Origin of the sequence: Streptomyces olivochromogenes (assembly GCF_021538895.1) — a bacterium.
Lineage (GTDB): Bacteria > Actinomycetota > Actinomycetes > Streptomycetales > Streptomycetaceae > Streptomyces > Streptomyces olivochromogenes_A.
This window is the reverse complement of record NZ_JADDRL010000097.1, coordinates 1-22,378: the sequence shown is the minus strand read 5'-3', so window position 1 is coordinate 22,378 and position 22,378 is coordinate 1. Positions and strand designations below refer to the sequence as shown.

Annotated in this window: 18 protein-coding genes; 11 read left to right on the top strand and 7 right to left on the bottom strand. The window is 72.3% G+C overall.

The window, feature by feature from the left end:
* Positions 1-120: 120 nt before the first annotated feature.
* Positions 121-1,050 (bottom strand): D-alanyl-D-alanine carboxypeptidase family protein, encoded by a 930-nt coding sequence (locus tag IPZ69_RS35125; protein WP_235458741.1) that lies wholly within the window; start codon positions 1,048-1,050, stop codon positions 121-123.
* Between the two features lie 145 nt (positions 1,051-1,195).
* Here IPZ69_RS35125 and IPZ69_RS35120 point away from each other — a divergent pair, with 145 nt between their 5' ends.
* From IPZ69_RS35120 to IPZ69_RS35105, 4 genes are all read left to right on the top strand, one after another.
* Positions 1,196-2,722: a 3' terminal RNA ribose 2'-O-methyltransferase Hen1 gene (locus IPZ69_RS35120; RefSeq protein ID WP_235458740.1), complete on the top strand. Its 1,527-nt coding sequence runs from the start codon at positions 1,196-1,198 to the stop codon at positions 2,720-2,722.
* On the top strand, positions 2,719-5,265 hold the full coding sequence (locus IPZ69_RS35115) for a polynucleotide kinase-phosphatase (protein ID WP_235458739.1): 2,547 nt from the start codon (positions 2,719-2,721) through the stop codon (positions 5,263-5,265). Before IPZ69_RS35120 ends, IPZ69_RS35115 begins: the two co-directional genes overlap by 4 nt.
* Positions 5,266-5,473: 208 nt before the next feature.
* Positions 5,474-7,330, top strand: coding sequence for a RiPP maturation radical SAM C-methyltransferase (locus tag IPZ69_RS35110; RefSeq protein ID WP_235458738.1), 1,857 nt, complete (start codon positions 5,474-5,476; stop codon positions 7,328-7,330).
* Positions 7,327-7,875: a DUF5825 family protein gene (locus IPZ69_RS35105; RefSeq protein ID WP_235458737.1), complete on the top strand. Its 549-nt coding sequence runs from the start codon at positions 7,327-7,329 to the stop codon at positions 7,873-7,875. The genes IPZ69_RS35110 and IPZ69_RS35105 overlap by 4 nt, the downstream gene beginning before the upstream one ends.
* Before the next feature lie 34 nt (positions 7,876-7,909).
* Here IPZ69_RS35105 and IPZ69_RS35100 read toward each other — a convergent pair whose 3' ends face one another.
* A complete protein-coding gene (locus IPZ69_RS35100; RefSeq protein ID WP_235458736.1) occupies positions 7,910-8,809 on the bottom strand; it encodes a hypothetical protein in 900 nt (299 codons plus the stop codon).
* Entirely contained in the window at positions 8,806-9,924 is a 1,119-nt protein-coding gene (locus IPZ69_RS35095; protein ID WP_235458735.1) for an SPFH domain-containing protein, read from the bottom strand. The genes IPZ69_RS35100 and IPZ69_RS35095 overlap by 4 nt, the downstream gene beginning before the upstream one ends.
* 135 nt (positions 9,925-10,059) lie before the next feature.
* Between IPZ69_RS35095 and IPZ69_RS35090 the strand changes: the two genes are divergently transcribed.
* The 3 genes from IPZ69_RS35090 to IPZ69_RS35080 all read left to right on the top strand — a co-directional run bounded on the left by IPZ69_RS35090 (position 10,060) and on the right by IPZ69_RS35080 (position 13,961).
* Positions 10,060-11,286 carry an arginine deiminase gene (locus tag IPZ69_RS35090; protein ID WP_235458734.1) on the top strand — a complete coding sequence of 409 codons (1,227 nt, stop codon included), beginning with the start codon at positions 10,060-10,062 and terminating at the stop codon, positions 11,284-11,286.
* Positions 11,287-11,348: 62 nt separating this feature from the next.
* Positions 11,349-12,380 (top strand): ornithine carbamoyltransferase, encoded by a 1,032-nt coding sequence (gene argF / locus IPZ69_RS35085; RefSeq protein ID WP_235458733.1) that lies wholly within the window; start codon positions 11,349-11,351, stop codon positions 12,378-12,380.
* A 132-nt stretch (positions 12,381-12,512) separates the two neighbouring features.
* Positions 12,513-13,961, top strand: a complete 1,449-nt coding sequence (locus tag IPZ69_RS35080; RefSeq protein ID WP_235458732.1) for an amino acid permease — start codon at positions 12,513-12,515, stop codon at positions 13,959-13,961.
* Here IPZ69_RS35080 and IPZ69_RS35075 read toward each other — a convergent pair.
* Complete coding sequence (locus IPZ69_RS35075) at positions 13,921-14,373, bottom strand: ATP-binding protein (protein ID WP_235458731.1); 453 nt, start codon at positions 14,371-14,373, stop codon at positions 13,921-13,923. The two genes, IPZ69_RS35080 and IPZ69_RS35075, sit on opposite strands and share 41 nt — an antisense overlap.
* A 296-nt stretch (positions 14,374-14,669) precedes the next feature.
* On the opposite strand from IPZ69_RS35075, the gene IPZ69_RS35070 reads away from it, so the two are divergent.
* Both IPZ69_RS35070 and IPZ69_RS35065 read left to right on the top strand, forming a co-directional pair.
* Positions 14,670-15,497 carry an enoyl-CoA hydratase family protein gene (locus tag IPZ69_RS35070; RefSeq protein ID WP_235458730.1) on the top strand — a complete coding sequence of 276 codons (828 nt, stop codon included), beginning with the start codon at positions 14,670-14,672 and terminating at the stop codon, positions 15,495-15,497.
* Between the two features lie 2 nt (positions 15,498-15,499).
* Positions 15,500-17,785, top strand: coding sequence for a bifunctional salicylyl-CoA 5-hydroxylase/oxidoreductase (locus tag IPZ69_RS35065; protein ID WP_235458729.1), 2,286 nt, complete (start codon positions 15,500-15,502; stop codon positions 17,783-17,785).
* A gap of 47 nt (positions 17,786-17,832) precedes the next feature.
* On the opposite strand, the gene IPZ69_RS35060 is transcribed toward IPZ69_RS35065, so the two are convergent.
* Together IPZ69_RS35060 and IPZ69_RS35055 are read right to left on the bottom strand one after the other, a co-directional pair.
* Complete coding sequence (locus IPZ69_RS35060; RefSeq protein WP_235458728.1) at positions 17,833-18,645, bottom strand: PaaX family transcriptional regulator; 813 nt, start codon at positions 18,643-18,645, stop codon at positions 17,833-17,835.
* Between the two features lie 15 nt (positions 18,646-18,660).
* Positions 18,661-20,325 carry an AMP-binding protein gene (locus IPZ69_RS35055; protein ID WP_235458751.1) on the bottom strand — a complete coding sequence of 555 codons (1,665 nt, stop codon included), beginning with the start codon at positions 20,323-20,325 and terminating at the stop codon, positions 18,661-18,663.
* A 50-nt stretch (positions 20,326-20,375) separates the two neighbouring features.
* On the opposite strand from IPZ69_RS35055, the gene IPZ69_RS35050 reads away from it, so the two are divergent.
* Both IPZ69_RS35050 and IPZ69_RS35045 read left to right on the top strand, forming a co-directional pair.
* Entirely contained in the window at positions 20,376-21,512 is a 1,137-nt protein-coding gene (locus IPZ69_RS35050) for an acyl-CoA dehydrogenase family protein (RefSeq protein WP_235458727.1), read from the top strand.
* Complete coding sequence (locus IPZ69_RS35045) at positions 21,509-21,907, top strand: RidA family protein (protein ID WP_235458726.1); 399 nt, start codon at positions 21,509-21,511, stop codon at positions 21,905-21,907. Before IPZ69_RS35050 ends, IPZ69_RS35045 begins: the two co-directional genes overlap by 4 nt.
* Positions 21,908-21,940: 33 nt before the next feature.
* On the opposite strand, the gene IPZ69_RS35040 is transcribed toward IPZ69_RS35045, so the two are convergent.
* Complete coding sequence (locus tag IPZ69_RS35040; RefSeq protein ID WP_235458725.1) at positions 21,941-22,129, bottom strand: DUF5999 family protein; 189 nt, start codon at positions 22,127-22,129, stop codon at positions 21,941-21,943.
* Between the last annotated feature and the right edge of the window lie 249 nt (positions 22,130-22,378).

Genomic DNA, 22,378 nt, shown 5'->3' with positions numbered 1-22,378 from the left:
CCCGGCGCGGCGGCAGCCGACGGAGGACCGAGGTCGAGGCGGACCGGGTGAACATGCTCTGACACGCCGCCGGGGCGGGACGGGACACCCAGGTGCCCGCCCCGCCCCGGTGGTGGTGCCTCAGCCGCGCTGCGCGAAGCCGTGGTCGAGGATCTTCTTGGCGTCCTTGAACCGCTCGTCCGCCGACGTGTCGGCGAGGATGGATCCCACCACGGTCTTGTTGCCGCGGGTCGCCGCGAACACCAGGCAGAACTTCGCCTCCGGACCCGAACCGGTCTTCACACCGATCGCACCCCGGTACGACCAGAGCAGCTTGTTGCTGTTCTCCCAGGGGGCCATCGCGTGCGTGCCGCCACCGGGCCGGTACGACTGCATGGCGTCGTACTTCTTGGTGCCCACGACCGTCTTGAACGTCTTGTTCTTCAGCGCGGTCGTGGCCAGCCTGGCCAGGTCACGGGCGGACGCGTGGTTCCTGCCGTTGGACACCCCGTCGAACGAGTCGAAGTGGGTGTTCGTCATCCCCAGCTCGCGCGCCTTGCCGTTCATCTTCGCGATGAACGACTTCGTGCGCTGCGCCGTCGTCGACCCCGAGCCGTAGGTGTCCGCCAGTGCGTACGCGGCGTCGCAGCCGGACGGCAGCATCAGCCCGTACAGCAGATCCTTCACCTTCATCGAGTCGCCCAGGATCAGCTTGGCGCTGGAGTACCGCGCGTTGCCGGTGACCGGGTCGATGACGTAGTCCGTGTACTCCTTCTTGATCTTCACCTTGCGGTTGAGGTCCACGTGCCGCTGCGACAGCACCACGAGCGCCGTCATGATCTTCGTCGTGGAGCCGGTCCGCAGCTGTGTGTCCGCTCCCTTCCCGAACAGCGTCCGGCCGGTGGCCGCGTTCATCGCGTACGCGCCCTGCGCCGACACCGAGGGCGCCGTCGGAGCCGTCGGCGCGGCCTGGGCGGGAGCGGCCGCGAGTACCCCCGCGGACAGGACGACGGCGGCCGTCGCCGCGACAGCGGCCCGTCTGCCCACGCGCGCACCTGTGCTGATGGTCATGCCAATCCCCGTTCCGTCACTGGTCAGTTGACGACCACGCACTCCATCAGATCTCGTCCCCGACGACCATGGCGGATCTCACACCCGGCCACCGGACAGGGAAAACCACTGGTCGCGGCGGGGTGAACCAGGGAAACTCGGGCATGTGTTCCTGACGATCTCCACGAGCGGCACCGCCGCCCTCCCGGCCACCGACCTCGGGTTCCTGCTGCACAAGCACCCCGACAAGGCGCAGACCTTCTCCACGTCCTACGGCACCGCGCACGTCTTCTACCCAGAGGCGAACGCCGAGCGCTGCACGGCCGCGCTCCTGCTGGAGGTCGACGCGGTCGCGCTGGTCCGCCGGGGCAAGGGCAAGGGCCGCGGCGGAGCACCCGACGCGGCACTCGCGCAGTACGTCAACGACCGCCCCTACGCGGCCTCCTCGCTGCTCGCGGTCGCCCTGAGCGCGGTGTTCTCCAGCGCCCTGCGCGGCGTGTGCAACGCGCGCCCGGAGCGGGCCGCCGCACCCCTGCCGCTGCGCGTCGAGGTGCCCGCGCTGCCCGCCCGCGGCGGCCCGGAGCTCGTACGACAGCTCTTCGAACCGCTCGGCTGGACCGTGAGCGTCGAACCCGTCGCGCTCGACACCGAGTTCCCGCAGTGGGGCGACTCGCGGTACGTCCGCCTCGTCCTGGAGGCACAGGCGCTGACCCTCGCCGCGGCGCTGCGCCATCTGTACGTGCTGCTGCCCGTCCTCGACGACGCCAAGCACTACTGGGTCTCCTCCGACGAGGTCGACAAGCTGCTGCGGGCCGGCGAGGGCTGGCTGCCCACGCACCCGGAGCAGAAGCTGATCACCAGCCGCTATCTCTCCCGCCGCTGGTCGCTGACCCGGCAGGCCATGGAGCGCCTGGAGCTGGTGCGCCTGGCCGAGGCCGACGACAGCGAGGTCGAGGCGATCGACAACGCGGTCGAGGAGGAGACCGAGGCGGAGGAGAAGCCGACGCCGCTCGCCGTGCAGCGCCGGGACGCGATCGTCGCCGCCCTCCAGGCGACCGGCGCCGCCCGGGTGCTCGACCTGGGCTGCGGTCAAGGCCAGTTGGTCCAGGAGCTGCTCAGGGACGTGCGGTTCACCGAGATCGTCGGCGTCGACGTCTCCGTGCGGGCCCTGACCATCGCCTCGCGCCGCCTGAAGGTGGACCGCATGGGGGAGCGGCAGGCCTCGCGCGTGAAGCTCTTCCAGGGCTCGCTCGCCTACACCGACAAGCGGCTCAAGGGCTACGACGCGGCCGTGCTCAGCGAGGTGATCGAGCACCTCGACCTGCCCCGGCTGCCCGCCCTGGAGTACACCGTGTTCGGCCACGCCCGTCCGCGCACGGTCCTCGTGACCACCCCGAACGTCGAGTACAACGTCCGCTGGGAGACCCTGCCCGCCGGACACGTCCGGCACGGCGACCACCGCTTCGAGTGGACCCGCGAGGAGTTCCGCGGCTGGGCGGCGACCGTCGCCGAACGGTACGGCTACGAGGTGGAGTTCCGGCCCGTCGGACCGGACGACCCCGAGGTCGGCCCGCCCACCCAGATGGCCGTGTTCCACATCGACGAGACCGAGAAGAACGACCCCGGGAAGAACGACCCCGGGAAGAACCGCACCGAGAAGAACCGCACCGAGAAGGAGGCGAAGGCAGCATGACCGAGACGCAGAAGAAGGGACGGGTCCTCCCCGTCACCGACCTCTCCCTGGTCGTCCTCGTCGGCGCCTCCGGCTCCGGCAAGTCCACCTTCGCCCGCAGGCACTTCAAGCCCACCGAGATCATCTCCTCGGACTTCTGCCGCGGCCTGGTCGCCGACGACGAGAACGACCAGAGCGCGAGCGGGGACGCCTTCGACGTCCTGCACTACATCGCGGGCAAGCGGCTGGCCGCCGGCCGCCGCACGGTCGTCGACGCCACCAGCGTGCAGCAGGACAGCAGGCGCCAGCTCATCGAGCTCGCCAAGAAGTACGACGTGCTGCCCATCGCCATCGTGCTCGACGTGCCCGAGGAGGTGTGCGCCGAGCGCAACGCGGACCGCACCGACCGGGCCGACATGCCGCGCCGGGTGATCCAGCGGCACATCCGCGAACTCCGGCGCTCTCTCAGGCACCTGGAGCGCGAGGGCTTCCGCAAGGTGCACGTGCTGCGCGGGGCCGAGGAGGTCGACGGCGCCACCGTCGTCACCGAGAAGCGGTTCAACGACCTGACCCACCTCACCGGGCCCTTCGACATCATCGGCGACATCCACGGCTGCGCCGCCGAACTGGAGTCGCTGCTGGCCACGCTGGGCTACGCCGACGGCGTGCACCCCGAGGGCCGTACCGCCGTCTTCGTCGGCGACCTGGTCGACCGCGGCCCGGACAGCCCGGGCGTGCTGCGCCGCGTGATGTCCATGGTGGCGTCGGGCAACGCGCTGTGCGTGCCCGGCAACCACGAGAACAAGTACGGGCGGTACCTCAAGGGCCGCAAGGTCCAGCACACCCACGGGCTCGCCGAGACCATCGAGCAGATGGACGGTGAGAGCGAGGAGTTCAAGGCACAGGTCCGCGAATTCCTCGACGGGCTGGTCAGCCACTACGTCCTGGACGGCGGCCGGCTCGTCGTCTGCCACGCCGGCCTGCCGGAGAAGTACCACGGGCGCACGTCCGGGCGGGTGCGCTCGCACGCGCTGTACGGCGACACCACCGGTGAGACCGACGAGTTCGGCCTGCCGGTGCGCTACCCGTGGGCCGAGGACTACCGGGGCCGGGCCGCCGTGGTCTACGGCCACACCCCGGTGCCCGAGGCCACCTGGCTCAACAACACCATCTGCCTGGACACCGGCGCCGTGTTCGGCGGCAAGCTGACCGCGCTGCGCTGGCCGGAGCGGGAACTGGTCGACGTACCGGCCGAGCGGGTCTGGTACGAGCCGACCAGGCCGCTGAGCGTCGAGGCGCCCGGCGGGCAGGACGGACGGCCGCTGGACCTGGCGGACGTGCACGGCCGCCGGGGTGTGGAGACCCGGCACGCGGGCCGGGTCGCGGTCCGCGAGGAGAACGCGGCGGCCGCCCTGGAGGTCATGAGCCGCTTCGCGGTGGACCCGCGGCTGCTGCCGTACCTGCCGCCGACGATGGCACCGACGGCCACCTCGCACGAGGACGGCTATCTGGAGCACCCGGCGGAGGCCTTCGCCCAGTACGCGCGGGACGGGGTCGAGCGGGTCGTGTGCGAGGAGAAGCACATGGGCTCGCGGGCCGTGGCCCTGGTGTGCCGGGACGCGGACGTGGCCCGCAAGCGGTTCGGGGTGGACGGCCCCACCGGGTCGCTCTACACCCGCACCGGCCGGCCGTTCTTCGACGACGAGGCCGTGACCGAGGAGATCCTCGGGCGCGTCAGGTCGGCGGTCGGCGAGGCGGGCCTGTGGGACGAACTCGACACCGACTGGCTCCTGCTGGACGCCGAGCTGATGCCGTGGTCGCTGAAGGCGTCCGGGCTGCTGCGCTCGCAGTACGCGGCCGTGGGTGCCGCGTCCGGCGCGGTGTTCCCGGGTGCGCTGGCGGCCCTGGAGGGCGCGGCGGCCCGGGGCGTGGACGTGACCGGGCTGCTGTCCCGGCAGCGCGGGCGGGCCGCCGACGCGGCCGCGTTCACCGACGCCTACCGGCGCTACTGCTGGACCACGGACGGACTGGACGGCGTGCGCCTCGCCCCGTTCCAGATCCTGGCCGTCCAGGGGCGCAGCCTGGCCGCCGTACCGCACGACGAGCAGCTCGCGCTGATCGACCGGCTCGTCGAGCACGACGGGACCGGACTGCTGCAGACCACGCGACGGCTGTTCGTCGACACCGGGGACCCGGAGTCGGTGCGGGCGGGCGTCGACTGGTGGCTGGAGATGACCGGACGGGGCGGCGAGGGCATGGTCGTCAAGCCGGTCGGCGCGGTGGTGCGCGACAAGGAGCACGGCCGGCTGGTCCAGCCGGGCATCAAATGCCGGGGCCGCGAGTACCTGCGGATCATCTACGGTCCCGAGTACACCCGTCCGGACAACCTGGACCGGCTGCGGCAGCGGTTCCTGAACCACAAGCGGTCGCTGGCGATCCGTGAGTACGCCCTGGGCCTGGAGGCCCTGGACCGGCTGGCGGAGGGCGAGCCGCTGTGGCGGGTGCACGAGGCGGTGTTCGGGGTGCTGGCGCTGGAGTCGGAGCCGGTGGACCCGCGTCTCTGAGCGCCTCGCACCACCCTTGTGCCCCACACGTTTCTGTCCCTAGGGTGAGCTGCCCTGTCGTGAATTGTCGCGTACGCGTCGTGTTCGGAAGCCCTGGAAGGAGTGGTGGACATGGAGATCAAGAAGGTCGTGGTCCGCGAGGACCAGAGCACCAGCCGCCGGCCGGCGATCCTGGAGAAGCGGCCGACCCGCTGACCGGAGGGGCGGCATGCGCGTTCAGCTGGTGACGATGCCCTGGCATCCGATCGACCTCCCCTCGCTGCAGGTGGGCCTGCTGCACCGCCTGGTGCGGCGGGCCCGCCCGGCCGACGAGGTGACCGAGTTCCACGGGTCGCTGCGCTGGGCGGAGTTCCTCCTGGAGCGCTCCGCGGGGCGGCTGCGCCCCGGCGACTACGTGTCCGTCGGCAGCGACTCGATCTTCCACGGCCTGGGCGACTGGGTCTTCTCGGGCGCCCTGTACGACGACCCCGACTGGGGCACCGCACGGCTGCGGGACTACGCCGCCGCCCGTGACGTCTTCATCGACACGGCCCTCGACATGCGGCCGTACGCCGCCGATTTCATCGCCGCGTGCGCCACGGAGGTGCTCGCCACGCGGCCCGACGTCGTCGGGTTCACCACCACGTTCATGCAGAACGTGTCCTCCCTCGCGCTCGCCCGCGAACTCAAGCGGCGCCGCCCGGAGCTGACGGTCGTCCTCGGCGGCAGCAACTGCGACGGCCCCATGGGCCATGCCCTGCACCGCAACCACCGGTTCGTCGATCACGTGGTGCGCGGCGAGGCGGAGTACGCCCTCCCCGCCCTGTTACGCCACCTGGACGAGGGCACCCCGCCGGTGGACGTACCCGGCCTGTGCTGGTGGGACGGGGAGCTGTCCCGGGCCAACACCGAGACGCGGCGGACGGTGGCGCCCGCCGACATACCCTCGCCCGACTACGACGACTGGCAGGCCGCTCTGGAAGCCTCCCCGGTCCTGGAGTACGTCCATCCCAAGCTGGTCGTCGAGGGCGCCCGGGGCTGCTGGTGGGGCGAGAAGCACCACTGCACCTTCTGCGGGCTCAACGGCTCGTCCATGGCCTTCCGCGCCAAGCCGGGTCAGCGGCTGTGGGAGGAGATCGACCGCCTCGTCCGACGCCACCGGCTCCTGGACGTCGTCACCGTCGACAACATCATCGACATGGCCTACTTCCGGGACTTCCTGCCGCGCGTGGTCGAGAGCGGCTGGGACCTGCGGCTGCACTACGAGGTCAAGTCCAATCTCACCCGCGACCAACTCCGCCTCCTGGGCGAGTCGGGCACGGTGCACATCCAGCCCGGCATCGAGAGCCTGGGCAGCCGGGTCCTCGACCTCATGGACAAGGGCGTCACCGGCGCCCGCAACATCCGCACGCTCAGGGAGTGCGAGAACCACGCGCTCACCTGCTCCTGGAACCTCCTCTACGGCTTCCCCGGCGAGAGCGCCGAGGACTACGACCCCGTGATCGACCAGATCCCGGCGCTCGTCCACCTCCAGCCGCCGAGCGGCGCCCACCGCATCCAACTGGAGCGGTTCAGCCCGCACTTCACCGACCCGGGCCTCGGCTTCGGCAAGCGGCGCCCGGCCGAGATGTACCAGCACGTCTACGACCTGCCCGAGGACGAACTCGCCGATCTGGTCTACCTGTTCGACAGCGAGGACGCCGGTATCGCGGGCCGGGCCGAGCGGCGGCTCAAGGAGGCCGTCGCCCAGTGGCGGGCCGGACATCCGCACTCGCGCCTGCTGTTCGAGGAGGACGGCGAGGACCTCCTCGTGCACGACCGGCGGCACGGCCGGCCGCACACCACCCACCGCCTCACGGGCTGGGCGGCGGCCGCGCTGCGTCGGCTGGAGGAGGGGCGGACCGAGTCCGCGCTGCACCGGCTGCTGGCGGACGACGGCCACGTGGTGAGCGCCGCGGAGCTCGGCGAGTGGGTCCGGCACACCTTCCGCCTGGGCCTGCTGTTCCGCGACGGACCCACCTATGTCTCGCTGCCCACCTGGGACGCTCCGGTCCGGATGCCCGACGGCGCGGCGGTGGCCGGATGACCGGGCTGCCCGCCGCGGTCCCGCACCGCGTCCGGGGCCGCCGGGTGGCGGTGGACGGCCCGCTGCGCCTCGCCGCGGGCGGCCGGGAGACGGCCGTGGCGGTCCAGTTCCTGCGCGAGTGCGTGGGCCGGGGCCTGGACGCCGCCTGGACTTGGGCGGCGGACGACGCGGGGCCCCCGTACGACCTCCGCGTGCTGCGCCATCTGCCGCCCCCCGCCGAACGTGCCGGTGAGCCGGGGGAGTTGACCGCGTGGCGGACCGGATACGTCTACGGGGCGCTCTACCACCGGCGTGGCCCCGGCTTCGTCACCGTCCTGGACCGCAGGGACGCCGGCACCGCCGCCCGCCTCACCCTCGACCACCCCGACCTGCTCGCCGCCTTCGACCGCCTGGGGGAGCCCACACCCCTGGACGCGCTGGACGCCGTACACCAGGAGGCCGTCGGTCTGCTCGCCGCCGAGCGGCTGGCGCTGGTCACCGACGGCTGGGCGGTGGCGCTGCCGCCCCGCATCCGGAGCTGGCCGGTGCCCTGCACCGGGATCTGAGGCCGGGGCCGGCCGAGGTCCTCGGGACCGGACCTCAGCCGACCAGCCGCAGCCGCTGCCCGCACACCCCGATCCGGACCGTCTGCCCCCAGGTCAGTTCCAGCGCGTCGCTCTCGATGCCGTCGCCGAAGGCGATGAGCCGGTCGGACTCGACGGTGACCGAGAGGGCGGCCGAGGCCGCGAGTTCGCCCGCCACCAGGGAGGTCCCCGTGGCGGGCGACGGCCAGGCCTCCCGGACGAACCACAGCAGCCGGTCCTCGGACGGCGCGGGCAGCGGCAGCCGGCCGCCCCGCTCCTGCCACAGCGACCGCAGCCAGCCGGTGGCTCCGGTCCCGGTGCCCACCAGGACCCCGGAGGAGGCCTGGGCCTCGACGACACCCCCGTCGCCGTCGAGGCCCAGGCGGTAGCGGGCCGTCTGGTGGCCGGCCGCGCCCAGATAGATCTCGTTGAGCGCGACCAGCCGCTGCGTGTCGTCCGCGACGGCCTCGACCATGGTGAGCTCGTCCGCGCCGGTGCCCCGGGCCAGGGCGGCCGGCAGCAGTGCCGCGGCGGCCGCCGGCCGGTGCCGGACCAGCACGCCGGGGTTGCGGCCGGGATCGGTGTCGATGCCCACCACCGGCTGGCCCGTGAGGTACTTGGCGGCGTTCGCCACCAGCCCGTCCTGGCCGACCACGACCACCACGTCCTCCGGAGCGAACAGGAAGCGGTCCAGGTCGGCCCGCTCCACCCGGCTCTGCCGCCAGCTCAGCGGCACCGCCGCGGCCACCTCGGCGAGCGCGCGGCGGGTGCGGTGGTGGCGCTCGGCGACCTCGTCGATGTCACGGCCGCGGGAGGCGAGGACGAAGGCGGCCTGGCCGTGCGTGCCGTAGCGGGCCGTCAACTCCTCGTACTCCGTGGTGCGGTGGACCAGTACGGCACGCGGCGCGAGACTCATTCAGGGTTCCCCGGGGCCCCGCCGAGCCGGGCGAGCAGCCCCGTCACCACGTCCGGCGACACGGTGAGGCTGTCGATCCTGGGCAGGTTCTCCGCCAGCCGCGTCGCGGTCAGCGCGTGCAGCGTCGCCATGCCGTCCACCCCGGCGTCCTGGTGCACCCGCAGCCACGCGGCCTGCGCCGCCGCCCGCGCCTCACCCACCTCGCGCGCGCCCTCGGCCTCCGCGCGGGCGAGCCGAGCCGAACGCGCCGCCTCGGCCTCGGCGAGCTTCACGGTCCGGGCCGCCTCCGCGTCGGCGAGCCGCACCGTCCGGGCCGCCTCCGCCTCGGCGAGCTTCACGGACCGTGCCGCCTCGGCCTGCGCGCGCACCGCGTCCGCCGCCGCGTGCTCCTCGGCCTCGCGGCGGGCGTTCGTACCGCGCTGGTCGACCAACTGCTCCTCACGCCGGGCGAGTTCGATCTGGCTGGCCAGCTCGTTCTCGGCGATGGCCCGCTCCCGCTCGACGGCCACCGCCCGCCGCTCGTAGGTGGCCCGGTCGGCCTCCTGCTGGATCTGCTCACGGGCCGGCGTGCGCAGCGCCCGCTCCACCTCCGGCTCGGGTCGCAGCGCCACCACGCGGACGGCGACCACCTCGATGCCGGTGGCCGGCAGGCGGGGCTCCCCGCCCAGCCCCTGGGCGATCCGCTCGCGCACCGCGCTGACGCCATCGACCAGCGCCGCCGACAGGGGCGTGCGGGCCAGCACGCCCAGCGCGTGCTCCTGCGCCGCCTCGGTGAGCAACGTGGCCAGCTGTTCGAGCGGCGTGCCGCGCCAGGCCCCGGTGTCCGGGTCGATCGAGAAGTCGAGGCGGGCGGCGGCCACGGCCGGGTCGCCGATCCGGTAGGTGACCGTCGCCTGCACCGCCACGTCCTGGAAGTCGGACGTCCGGGCGTGGAAGGTCATCGCCAGCTCCCGGTCGTCGACCGGCACCTCGGAGAGCGCGGCGGTCAGCGCGCGGAACCAGAAGCTGAGCCCCGGGCCGTCGTGGGCCAGCTCTCCCGAGCGGTGGTGTCTGATGTGCGCCGTCGGCGCGCCTCGCAGGTGGCGCCAGCCCAGGCGCCGCGTGATGTCGGCCATGGGACCCCCCTCATCGTTTTTCGTCATGTGGACGATAATCGACAAGGCCGCTTGTCGTCAATGGGACGAAAACTAGAGCGTGCGGAAACGGTCGAGCAGGGGGTGAAGGCGGTCTTCGATGGTCAGGATGGAGGCATGGGATTCCATGTCGACTCCGAGGCCGGGCGGCTGCGCCGCGTCATCCTGCACCGGCCGGATCTTGAGCTCAAAAGGCTCACCCCCAGCAACAAGGACGCCCTCCTCTTCGACGACGTGCTGTGGGTGCGTCGGGCGCGCGCCGAGCACGACGGCTTCGCCGACGTGCTGCGCGACCGGGGGGTCATCGTCCACCTCTTCGGCGAGCTGCTCACCGAGGCCCTGGCGATCCCGGCGGCCCGCACGCTCGTACTGGACCGGGTCTTCGACGAGAAGGAGTACGGCCCGCTGGCCACCGACCATCTGCGCGCCGCCTTCGAGACCCTGCCCGCACGCGAACTCGCCGAGGCGCTGGTCGGCGGCATGACCAAGCGCGAGTTCCTGGACGCGCACGCGGAGCCGACCTCCGTCCGCTTCCATGTGATGGACCTCGACGACTTCCTGCTCGGCCCGCTGCCCAACCACCTCTTCACCCGTGACACGTCCGCCTGGATCTACGACGGCGTCTCCATCAACGCCATGCGGCTGCCCGCCCGCCGGCGCGAGACCGTGCACTTCGAGGCGATCTACCGGCACCACCCCCTCTTCCGTGACGAGGATTTCCACGTCTGGTCCCGGGGCCAGTCCGACTACCCCTCCACCATCGAGGGCGGCGACGTCCTGGTGATCGGCAACGGCGCCGTGCTGATCGGCATGAGCGAGCGCACCACCCCGCAGGCCGTGGAGATGCTCGCGCACAAGCTGTTCGCGGCGGGGTCGGCCCGTACGATCGTCGCGCTCGACATGCCCAAGCGGCGGGCCTTCATGCATCTCGACACCGTGATGACGATGGTCGACGGCGACACCTTCACCCAGTACGCCGGGCTCGGCATGCTGCGCTCGTACACCATCGAACCGGGCAGCGGCGACAAGGAGCTCAAGGTCACCGACCACCCGCCGGAGCACATGCACCGCGCGATCGCCGCCGCCCTGGGTCTGAGCGAGATCCGGGTCCTGACCGCCACCCAGGACGTGCACGCCGCCGAGCGCGAGCAATGGGACGACGGCTGTAACGTCCTCGCCGTGGAACCCGGCGTGGTCGTCGCCTACGAGCGGAACTCCACCACCAACACGCACCTGCGCAAGCAGGGCATCGAGGTGATCGAGATCCCGGGCAGCGAGCTGGGGCGCGGCAGGGGAGGGCCGCGCTGCATGAGCTGTCCCGTAGAGCGAGACGCGGCTGCATAGAAATGTGAATCTTCGTATAGGGTTCCAAGTCTTCACTGTTCTCGTACGTCTGGAGCGCCCCCATGGCGACAGTCCCGACCTCCCTCGCAGGCCGCCACTTCCTCAAGGAGCTGGACTTCACCGGGGCGGAGTTCCGCGGCCTGATCGAGCTGGCCGCCGAGCTGAAGGCGGCCAAGCGGGCGGGGGCCGAGACGCGGTACCTGCGGGGCAGGAACATCGCCCTGGTCTTCGAGAAGACCTCGACACGCACCCGCTGCGCGTTCGAGGTCGCCGCCGCCGACCAGGGCGCCTCGACGACGTACCTCGATCCCTCCGGCTCGCAGATGGGGCACAAGGAGTCGGTGAAGGACACCGCCCGGGTCCTCGGCCGGATGTTCGACGCCATCGAGTACCGGGGGCACAGCCAGGGCATCGTCGAGGAGCTGGCCGCCTATGCCGGCGTCCCCGTCTACAACGGTCTGACCGACGAGTGGCACCCCACCCAGATGCTCGCCGACGTGCTCACCATGACCGAGCACACCGACAAGCCGCTGACCGAGATCGCCTTCGCCTACCTCGGTGACGCCCGCTACAACATGGGCAACTCCTACCTGGTCACCGGCGCCCTGCTGGGCATGGACGTGCGGATCGTCGCGCCCCGGCTGCTGTGGCCGGACGACACGATCGTCGAGGTGGCCCAGCAACTGGCCGGCGCGTCCGGCGCCCGGATCACGCTCACCGACGACGTGAAGGAGGGCGTGCGCGGCGCCGACTTCGTCGCCACCGACGTCTGGGTGTCCATGGGCGAGCCCAAGGAGGTCTGGGACGAGCGCATCGCGCTGCTGGGCCCGTACGCCGTGACCATGGACGTGCTGCGCGCCACCGGCAACGACACCGTGAAGTTCCTGCACTGCCTGCCGGCCTTCCACGACCTCGGCACCGACATCGGCCGCGAGATCCACGAGCGGCACGGGCTGACCGAGCTGGAGGTCACCGACGAGGTCTTCGAGTCGGAGCACTCCGTGGTCTTCGACGAGGCGGAGAACCGCATGCACACCATCAAGGCCGTCCTCGTGGCCACGCTCGCCGGCTCCACGGCACCGAGCCCCGCCTGACCGGCTCCTTGACCGGCGCCTCGAAGGCCTGAACAGGCCTTATCCTGACCGGCGGCCCTGAGCCACCCCTGCCACGGCCGCCACCGCGACACATCCGTCGCACCAGCACCATCAGAAACGAGCACCACCCGCATGCCCGCTCCACGCATCAAGTCCCCCGGCGCGCTGATAGCCGAATCCGGCGCCGACCGCGAGGGACACGGCCTCAAGCGCACGATGGGCCTCTTCCAGCTGATCTGCTTCGGCGTCGGCGCGATCGTCGGCACCGGCATCTTCGTCGGCCTGTCCGGCTCGGTCGCCCAGGCCGGTCCTGCGGTCGTCGTCTCCTTCATCCTCGCCGCGATCACCTGCGTCTTCACCGCCTTCTCCTTCGCGGAGCTGGGCGGCGCGATCCCGGTCTCCGGCTCGTCGTACTCCTTCGCCTACGCGGGACTCGGCGAGACCACCGCCTTCCTGGTCGGCTGGTGCCTGCTCCTGGAGTACGGCATCTCGATCTCGGCCGTCGCCGTCGGCTGGAGCGAGTACGTCAACGAACTGCTGCACAGCCTCACCGGGTGGCAGCTGCCCCAGGCGCTGTCCGCCGGTCCCGCCGACCACGGCGTCGTCAACCTGCCCGCCGTGATCGTCATCGCCATGGCCTGCGTGCTGCTGGTGCGCGGCGTGCGCGAGAGCGCCCGCGCGACGGCCGCCATGGCCGCGGTGAAGCTGGCCATCCTGGTCGCCTTCTGCGCCATCGGATACAGCGCCTTCAAGGACGGCAACCTCACCCCGTTCTCCCCGGCCGGACTCGGCGGCATCGGCGCCGGCACCACGGCCGCCTTCTTCTCGTACATCGGCTTCGACGCGATCACCACGGCCGGCGAGGAGGCGAAGAACCCGCGCCGTGACATCCCGGTCGCCATCCTCGTCTGCATGGGCCTGGTCACGCTGCTGTACTGCGCGGTCGCCGTCGCCGCCATCGGCGCCATCGGCGGCGACCAGGTCGCAGGCCGGCCCGCCGCGCTGTCGTACGTCGTCAACCAGGTCACCGGGTCCGAGATCGGCGGCGGGGTCATCGCCTTCGGCGCGGTGGTCGCCATCGCGTCCGTGGTGCTCGCCGTGATGTACGGCCAGACCCGCATCCTGATGTCGATGTCCCGCGACGGACTCGTCCCGCGCGTCTTCGAGAAGGTCTCCCCCCGGACCTCGACCCCCGTGGCCGGCACCCTCATCGTCGCGCTCGTCTTCGCGCTCCCGGCGGCCTTCGCGCCGCTGGACGCCGTGATGAACCTGTGCACCATCGGCACGCTCGCCATCATGGCCGCCGTCAACATCGCGGTGATCGCCCTGCGCCGCCGCGAACCGGGCCTCGCCCGCACCTTCCGGGTGCCGCTGTACCCCGTCGTCCCGGTGCTCGGCGTCGGCTTCTGCCTCTACCTGATGTACGAGACGGGCTGGACCACCTGGATCCAGTTCGCGGCGTTCCTCGTGGTCGGGCTCCTGGTGTACCTCGCCTACGGGCGCCGGAACTCCACGCTCGGCAGGACCGTCGACGCGGAGGTCACGCAGGACGCCACTGACGCGGTACCACAGGCAGTCTGAACCACACCGCCTTGCCCGACGGGGTGGGGCGGTGACCGCAGGACGAGCTCAGGGCGCGGATCAGCAGCAGACCACGCCCGTGCTCCTGCCACGGGTCCGGCGTCTCGACGGTGGGCCGGGTGAGGTTGCCGGGCGGCGCCGGGTCCGCGTCGTGCACCTCGACCTGGCAGCCGGTCGGCAGCAGCTCCACCACCAGCTCTATCGGGCCGTGCCCCGCGGTGTGCTCCACCGCGTTGGCGACCAGCTCCGCCGTGAGCAGCTCCGCGGTGTCGCAGTCGGCCGCGTGCTCCCGCTCGGCCAGCGCCGTGCGCACCAGCGCACGCGCGACCGGCACCGCGGCCGCGGTGTGCGGCAGGGCGATGCGCCAGGAGGCCGGGGCGGAGGAGGGTTCGTACAAGACTGTTCCGTTCATGGAGCAGGCTGTCCTGCTTTCAATCTCAGGAATGGTACGGGGCCCGACTACAGCGGCTCTCGACGGGCCCCGCACGGGGCCTTCCGCCCCGGTACAGGCGGCTTACCCGGGCCGGCGGCCCGCCTCGCACGCCCGCTCGGGCTGTTACCGCGTTATCGACGTCCGGTGACGGACGTGACCGGACTCGGCCATATGGCGGCAGCGCTGTCGCGCGGTCGTGACGACAGTCACAAATGGGTGATAGCTTCATGGGGTAGAGCTACGTGAGGCACCGCCGCCCAAGGAGGCCGCACGCCATGAGTCCCTTCACCGGCTCCGCCGCCCGCACCGGCGACTGGCAGCACCTGCGGGTCGAGCTCGCCGACGGCGTCGCCACCGTGACCCTCGCCCGCCCCGACAAACTCAATGCCCTCACCTTCGGCGCCTACGCCGATCTGCGCGACCTGCTCGCCGAGCTGTCCCGCGAACGGTCGGTGCGCGCCCTGGTGCTGGCCGGAGAAGGCCGGGGCTTCTGCTCGGGCGGCGACGTCGACGAGATCATCGGCGCGACCCTGTCCATGGACACCGCCCAGCTCCTCGACTTCAACCGGATGACCGGGCAGGTCGTCCGGGCCGTACGCGAGTGCCCGTTCCCGGTGATCGCCGCGGTGCACGGTGTGGCGGCCGGGGCCGGCGCGGTGCTGGCCCTGGCGGCCGACTTCCGGGTCGCCGACCACACGGCCCGCTTCGCCTTCCTCTTCACCCGGGTCGGCCTGTCCGGCGGCGACATGGGCGCGGCCTACCTGCTGCCCCGGGTCGTCGGCCTCGGCCACGCCACCCGGCTGCTGATGCTGGGCGAGTCCGTGCGCGCGGCGGAGGCCGAGCGGATCGGCCTGATCAGCCAGCTCACCGAGGACGGCCACGCCGACGAGGCGGCCCAGGCCCTCGCCCGCCGCCTGGCCGACGGCCCGGCCCTGGCCCACGCCCAGACGAAGGCCCTGCTCACCGCCGAACTGGACATGCCACTGGCGGCAGCGGTGGAACTGGACGCCTCGACACAGGCACTGCTGATGAACGGCGAGGACTACGCGGAGTTCCACGCGGCTTTCAAGGAAAAGCGCCCTCCGAAATGGCAAGGGCGGTGACCATGCCCACCAGCCACCCTCAACGCATCGCGATCATCGGCGGCGGCCCCGGTGGCCTGTACGCGGCCGCCCTGCTCAAACGCCTCGACCCCACCCGCGACGTCACCGTCTGGGAACGCAACGCCCCCGACGACACCTTCGGCTTCGGCGTGGTCCTCTCCGACGAGACCCTCGGCGGCATCGAACACGCCGACCCGACGGTCTACGAGGCCCTCCAACGGGACTTCGTGCGCTGGGACGACATCGACATCGTCCACCGCAACACCGGCTACACCTCCGGCGGACACGGCTTCGCCGCCCTCGGCAGAAAGCGCCTCCTGGAGATCCTGCACGGGCGCTGCCACGACCTCGGCGTCGAGCTGCGCTTTCGCAGCGAGGCCCCGTACCCGGCCTGGCTCAGCGAGGCCTACGACCTCGTCATCGCCGCGGACGGGGTGAACAGCACCACCCGCGAGGCCTACTCCGACGTGTTCCGGCCCCAGGTGACCACCCACCGCTGCCGCTACATCTGGCTCGCCGCCGACTTCGCCTTCGACGCCTTCCGCTTCGAGATCGCCGAGACCGAACACGGCGTGATGCAACTGCACGGCTACCCCTTCGCGTCCGACGCCTCCACCGTGATCGTCGAGATGCGCGAGGAGGTGTGGCGGGCCGCCGGTTTCGAGGAGCTCGGCGAGGCGGAGTCCGTGGAACGCTGCGCCAAGATCTTCGCGGACGCGCTCGGCGGCCGGCCGCTGCGATCCAACAAGTCCGCCTGGACCACCTTCCGTACGGTCGTCAACGAGCGCTGGTCCCACGGCAACGTCGTCCTCCTCGGCGACGCCGCGCACACCGCCCACTTCTCCATCGGCTCCGGCACCAAGCTCGCCGTGGAGGACGCCCTCGCCCTGGCCGCCTGCCTGGAGGAACAGCCGTCCCTTCAGGACGCGTTGGCGGCCTACGAGGCGGAGCGCAAACCCGTCGTCGCCTCCACCCAGCGCGCCGCCCGGGCCAGCCTGGAGTGGTTCGAGAACCTCGGGCTCTACCTCGGCCGGCCGCCCCGCCAGTTCGCCTTCAACCTGCTCACCCGCAGCCGCCGCGTCACGCACGACAACCTCCGGCTGCGCGACGCCCACTTCACCGAGGCCGTGGAGCACGAGTTCGGCTGCCCGCCCGGCACACCCCCGATGTTCACCCCCTTCCGGCTGCGCGGACTGACCTTGCGCAACCGGGTCGTCGTCTCGCCGATGGACATGTACTCGGCGGTGCAGGGCGTCCCCGGCGACTTCCACCTCGTCCACCTGGGCGCCCGCGCCCTCGGCGGCGCCGGCCTGGTGATGACCGAGATGGTGTGCGTCAGCGAGGAGGGGCGGATCACCCCGGGCTGCACCGGCCTCTACACCGGCCGGCAGGCCGAGGCCTGGCGGCGGATCACCGAGTTCGTGCACACGCAGGCCCCCGGCACCGCGATCGGCGTGCAGCTGGGCCACTCCGGGCGCAAGGGCTCGACCAAGCTGATGTGGGAGGGCATGGACGAACCGCTGCCCGACGGCAACTGGCCGCTGGTGGCCGCCTCCCCGATCCCGTACAAGCCGGGCAGCCAGACCCCGCGTGAGCTCTCCCGTGCCCAACTCACCGACATACGGGAGCAGTTCACGTCCGCCGCCTGGCGTGCCGCCCGGGCCGGCTTCGACCTCCTCGAACTGCACTGCGCGCACGGCTATCTGCTCTCCGGCTTCCTCTCCCCGCTCACCAACCGGCGCACCGACGCCTACGGCGGCTCGCTGGCCAAGCGGCTCCGTTTCCCGCTGGAGGTCTTCGACGCCGTACGCGGGGTGTGGCCGGAGGAACGGCCGATGACGGTGCGCATCTCCGCCACCGACTGGGCCGAGGGCGGCACCACGGCCGAGGACGCCGTCGAGATCGCCCGCGCCTTCGCCGCGCACGGCGCCGACGCGATCGACGTGTCGAGCGGGCAGGTGGTGGACGAGGAGCGACCGGAGTACGGGCGGTCGTACCAGACGCCGTTCGCCGACCGTATCCGGAGCGAGGTCCGGGTCCCGGTGATCGCGGTCGGCGCGATCTCCTCCTGGGACGACGTCAACTCCCTGCTCCTGGCCGGGCGTACGGACCTGTGCGCGCTGGCCCGCCCCCACCTCTACGACCCGCACTGGACGCTCCACGCGGCCGCCGAGCAGGGGTACGACGGTCCCGGCGTCGTCTGGCCCGACGCCTACCGCGCCGGCAGCCGGCCCCCGCAGACCGGTCGCACGGACGCCCCCAAGCCCCGGCTCAAGCTGGAGAACTGACCCCGGCCGGATGACCGGGACGAGGCGCCGCGGGGCGGGGCCGGAGGTCACAGGCCCACGTAGGCCGCCCCCGCGTCCCGCAGCCGCTCGTGCAGCGCCCGGAACACCTCGGCCGAGCGGGCGCCCGGCCAGTCGGCGGGCAGCAGGTGCGTGGGCAGGCCCGGGTCGATGTAGGGAAGGTGGCGCCAGGAGTCCAGGGCCAGCAGGTAGTCGCGGTAGGCCTCCTCCGGCGGGGTGTCCGCGCGGTGCCCCCAGTCGTGCAGCACGGGCGCGTGCACGTCGAGGAACGCCTCGTGCTCCTTGGCGATCGCGGCCAGGTCCCACCAGCGGGCCACCGCCTCGGCCGTCGGCGCGAAGCCGAGGTGATCGCCGCGGAAGAAGTCGACGTACGGGTCGAGCCGCAGCCGCTGGAGGGTGTGCCGGGTCTCCTCGTACAGCCGCGCCGGGGCGATCCACACCCCGGGGGAGGCCGTGCCGAAGCCCAGGCCGGCCAGCCGGGAGCGCAGCACGTGCCGCTTCTGCCGCTCCGACTCGGGCACCGAGAACACGGCGAGCACCCAGCCCTCGTCCTCGGGCGGCACGGTCGCGTAGATGCGCCGGTCGCCGTCGTCGAGCAGCTGCCGCGCCTGTGCCGACAGTTCGTAGCCGGCCGCGCCCTGCGCCGTACGGGCCGGCAGCAGCAGCCCGCGGCGTTTGAGCCGGGAGACCGACGAGCGTACGGACGGCGCGTCCACGCCGACCGCGGCCAGCAGTCGGATCAGCTCGGCGACGGGCACCGGACCGGACATGAAGCGGCCGTACGCGCCGTAGAGCGTGACGATGAGGGACCGTGGGGCGTGCTGCTCGGACACGTTGATCATCTTAGGTCTTCGGCATCACTGCTGGTCACCTTCGGTGCGCAGGCGGAATCGCTGGAGCTTGCCGGTCGCCGTGCGGGGCAGCGCGTCCAGCAGGACGATCTCGCGCGGGCACTTGTACGGCGCCAGCTCGGACTTGACGAAAGCGCGCAGCGCCTCGGTGTCGCGCTCGGCGCCCTCCTTCAGCACGACGTACGCCACCACCACGTGTCCGCGTGCCTCGTCGGGCCGTCCGACCACCGCCACCTCGACCACGTCCGGATGGCGCAGCAGCGCGTCCTCGACCTCCGGTCCGGCGATGTTGTACCCCGCCGAGATGATCATGTCGTCCGCGCGGGCGACGTACCGGAAGTAGCCGTCGTCCTCGCGGACGTAGGTGTCGCCGGTGACGTTCCAGCCGTCGCGGACGTAGTCGCGCTGGCGGGGGTCGGCGAGGTAGCGGCAGCCGACCGGCCCGCGCACGGCGAGCAGGCCGGGCTCGCCGTCGGGCACCGGCTCCCCGTGCTCGTCCTGCACGCGCGCGTGCCAGCCCGGTACGGGCACGCCAGTGGTGCCGGGCCGGATCTGCTCGTCGGCGGCGGAGATGAAGATGTGCAGCAGCTCGGTGGCGCCGATGCCGTTGATGATGCGCAGGCCGGTGCGCTCGTGCCAGGCCCGCCAGGTGGCGGCGGGCAGGTTCTCGCCGGCCGAGACGCAGCGCCTGAGGGACGCGCTGTCATGGCTGCCCAGCTCGTCGAGCATGGCGCGGTAGGCGGTCGGCGCGGTGAACAGCACCGACACCCGGTGCTCGGCGATGGCGGGCAACAGCTGCTGGGGTCCGGCCTGTTCGAGGAGCAGGGAGCTGGCGCCGGCCCGCAGCGGGAACACCACCAGCCCGCCCAGCCCGAAGGTGAAGCCCAGCGGGGGGCTGCCCGCGAACACGTCGTCCGCACGGGGTCTGAGCACATGCTTCGAGAAGGTGTCGGCTATCGCCAGCACGTCCCGGTGGAAGTGCATGCACCCCTTCGGGCGGCCGGTGGTGCCCGAGGTGAACGCGATCAGCGCGACGTCGTCGGCCGCGGTGTCCACGGCGGTGTACGGCGTGCCGGGATCCGGGCGGTGCAAGAGGTCGTCCGGTGTGTCACCGCCGTACGTGGTGACGCGCAGCCCGGGAATCTCGGCCTTCGTCAGGTCGTCGACCGCCCGGACGTCGCACAGGGCGTGTCCCACCCGGGCGATCTCGCAGATCGTGGCCAGCTCGTGCGGACGCTGCTGGGCCAGCACGGTGACGGCGACCGCGCCCGCCTTCAGCACCGCCAGCCAGCAGGCCGCGAGCCAGGGCGTGGTCGGGCCTCGCAGCAGGACGCGGTTGCCGGGGACCACGCCGAGGTCGTCGGTGAGGACGTGCGCGACATGGTCGACGCGGGCGCGCAGGTCGCCGTACGTCCATGTCGGGCCGGTGGCGGTGTGGAACACCGGGCGGGCCGGATCGGCATCGTCGAGCAGCTCGGCGGCGCAGTTCAGCCGATCGGGGTAACGCAGCTCGGGCAGCTCGAAATGGAGCTCGGGCCACTGTTCGGGCGGCGGTAGGTGGTCGCGCGCGAAGGTGTCGACGTGGGCCGAGACGTTCATGGCGGTACGCCCCCTTGCCTGGTGGCCTCGCGTGGGCTCGCACCAGCGAGCGTATCGTGTTGGTGACGACAGTCAACGGTGCGCGATACCGTCGGGTGAGAACACGGGAGAGGGGACCGGCGATGCCTGCATTCTCACTCGAACCCGCACAAGCCGCCTGGTGTGCGGACATACGGGCCCTGGCGGCGGGGCGGCTGCGCCCGCTCGCCGAGAAGGCCGAGCCGGGCCGGGTCAACCGCCCGCTCGTCGCGGAGCTCGGCCGGCTGGGCCTGCTGGCCCGCCTGTTCACGTCCGGGGCCCTGGACCTGTGCCTGATGCGCGAGTCCCTGGCGCACGCCTGCACGGGGGCCGAGACCGCCCTCGCCCTCCAGGGCCTGGGCGCCCACCCGGTGCACGCCCACGGCACCCCGGCCCAGCGCGAGCGCTGGCTGCCGCGCGTGTCCGAGGGCACGGCGGTGGCCGCGTTCGCGCTGAGCGAGCCGGGGGCGGGCTCGGACGCGGCGGCGCTCGGCCTGCGGGCGGATCCGCAGGGGCCGGGCGGCTGGCGGCTCACCGGGCGGAAGTGCTGGATCTCCAACGCCCCCGAGGCCGACTTCTACACCGTCTTCGCGCGCACCACCCCCGACGCCGGCGCCCGCGGGGTGACCGCCTTCCTGGTGCCCGCCGACCGGCCCGGCCTCACCGGCGCGCCCCTGGAGATGCTCTCCCCGCACCCCATCGGCAGCCTCGACTTCGACGCCGTACCCGTGACCGAGGACGACGTGCTCGGGGAGGTCGACCGCGGTTTCCGGGTCGCGATGGGCACGCTCAACCTCTTCCGCCCTAGCGTCGGCGCCTTCGCCGTCGGCATGGCCCAGGCGGCGCTCGACGCGACCCTCGCCCACACGGCCGGACGGGACGCGTTCGGCGGCAAGTTGAGGGATCTTCAGGCGGTCGCCCACCAGGTCGCGGAGATGGCGCTGCGCACGGAGGCGGCCCGGCTGATGGTCTACGCGGCGGCGACGGCCTACGACGAGGGCGCCCCGGATGTGCCCAGGCGCGCCGCGATGGCGAAGCTGCTGGCCACCGAGACCGCCCAGTACGTCGTCGACGCGGCCGTCCAACTGCACGGGGCCCGGGCCCTGGAGCGGGGCCATCTGCTCGAACACCTCTACCGCGAGGTGCGCGCCCCGCGTATCTACGAGGGTGCCAGCGAGGTCCAACGCGGCATCATCGCCAAGGAGTTGTACGCCACCGCCGACCGGGAGGCCCGTCCGTGACGACCCAGCGCGTCAATCCGCCCGAGCTGTCCCCGCCGACCGGCTTCTCCCACGCGGTCGTCGCCACCGGCACCCGCGTGGTCTTCCTCGCCGGCCAGACCGCCCTCGACACCGACGGCAAGGTCACCGGCGACACCCTCCCCGAGCAGTTCGAGAAGGCGCTCGGCAATCTCCTCGCCGCTCTGCGCGCGGCCGGCGGCACCCCCGCCGACCTCGCCCGCGTCACCGTCTACGCCACAGACGTCGCCGCCTACCGCACCCACGCCCGTGAACTGGGCCGTGTCTGGCATCGGTTGGCGGGCCGGGACTACCCGGCGATGGCGGTCGTCGAGGTCGTACGACTCTGGGACGAACAGGCCCTGGTCGAACTCGACGGTTTCGCGGTGCTGCCGTAGCCGGACAGGTCCTGGGCCACGACAGCCGAGGGCCTAGGCCACGGCCGCCAGCGGCTCGGCCGGGGCGCGGTGCGGCGGGACGACGCTTCCGTCGGGGTGCAGCTCACCCGTGTCGTCGAAGAGGATGCCGCCGTCGCACAACAGGCTCCAGCCCTGCTCGGGGTGGGCGGAGACGATGTGCGGGGCGCCGCTGTCGCGGGACGAGGTCTGGTGGGAACACATGGCGCACCTCCACGTCGGATGTGACGGGTGCCGGCGGCTCGTGTGCCGCCCGGCACGAGTAGACCATGCCCCCCTCGTGAACTCCTCGGAACGGCCTACAAGGAAGTGTGACAACATGCGGACAACTCCCGGACGCTTCCCGGAACGCCGTGACACAGCGCCATACGCAGGTGACTCACGGCCGAGGGCGACCTCCCCCGGCGAGGGGCGTGACGCGCCACCGATGGGGTGACGATCACGCCTCGCACG

What these genes read in the sequence shown, in the direction of transcription:
- IPZ69_RS35125 (WP_235458741.1), bottom strand. Translation starts at nt 1,050, where the DNA reads ATGACCATCAGCACAGGTGCGCGCGTGGGCAGACGGGCCGCTGTCGCG.
- IPZ69_RS35115 (WP_235458739.1), top strand. Translation starts at nt 2,719, where the DNA reads ATGACCGAGACGCAGAAGAAGGGACGGGTCCTCCCCGTCACCGACCTC.
- IPZ69_RS35100 (WP_235458736.1), bottom strand. Translation starts at nt 8,809, where the DNA reads ATGAGTCTCGCGCCGCGTGCCGTACTGGTCCACCGCACCACGGAGTAC.
- IPZ69_RS35065 (WP_235458729.1), top strand. Translation starts at nt 15,500, where the DNA reads ATGCCCACCAGCCACCCTCAACGCATCGCGATCATCGGCGGCGGCCCC.
- IPZ69_RS35040 (WP_235458725.1), bottom strand. Translation starts at nt 22,129, where the DNA reads ATGTGTTCCCACCAGACCTCGTCCCGCGACAGCGGCGCCCCGCACATC.
- IPZ69_RS35090 (WP_235458734.1), top strand. Translation starts at nt 10,060, where the DNA reads ATGGGATTCCATGTCGACTCCGAGGCCGGGCGGCTGCGCCGCGTCATC.
- IPZ69_RS35095 (WP_235458735.1), bottom strand. Translation starts at nt 9,924, where the DNA reads ATGGCCGACATCACGCGGCGCCTGGGCTGGCGCCACCTGCGAGGCGCG.
- argF (WP_235458733.1), top strand. Translation starts at nt 11,349, where the DNA reads ATGGCGACAGTCCCGACCTCCCTCGCAGGCCGCCACTTCCTCAAGGAG.
- IPZ69_RS35060 (WP_235458728.1), bottom strand. Translation starts at nt 18,645, where the DNA reads ATGATCAACGTGTCCGAGCAGCACGCCCCACGGTCCCTCATCGTCACG.
- IPZ69_RS35105 (WP_235458737.1), top strand. Translation starts at nt 7,327, where the DNA reads ATGACCGGGCTGCCCGCCGCGGTCCCGCACCGCGTCCGGGGCCGCCGG.
- IPZ69_RS35075 (WP_235458731.1), bottom strand. Translation starts at nt 14,373, where the DNA reads ATGAACGGAACAGTCTTGTACGAACCCTCCTCCGCCCCGGCCTCCTGG.
- IPZ69_RS35110 (WP_235458738.1), top strand. Translation starts at nt 5,474, where the DNA reads ATGCGCGTTCAGCTGGTGACGATGCCCTGGCATCCGATCGACCTCCCC.
- IPZ69_RS35080 (WP_235458732.1), top strand. Translation starts at nt 12,513, where the DNA reads ATGCCCGCTCCACGCATCAAGTCCCCCGGCGCGCTGATAGCCGAATCC.
- IPZ69_RS35070 (WP_235458730.1), top strand. Translation starts at nt 14,670, where the DNA reads ATGAGTCCCTTCACCGGCTCCGCCGCCCGCACCGGCGACTGGCAGCAC.
- IPZ69_RS35050 (WP_235458727.1), top strand. Translation starts at nt 20,376, where the DNA reads ATGCCTGCATTCTCACTCGAACCCGCACAAGCCGCCTGGTGTGCGGAC.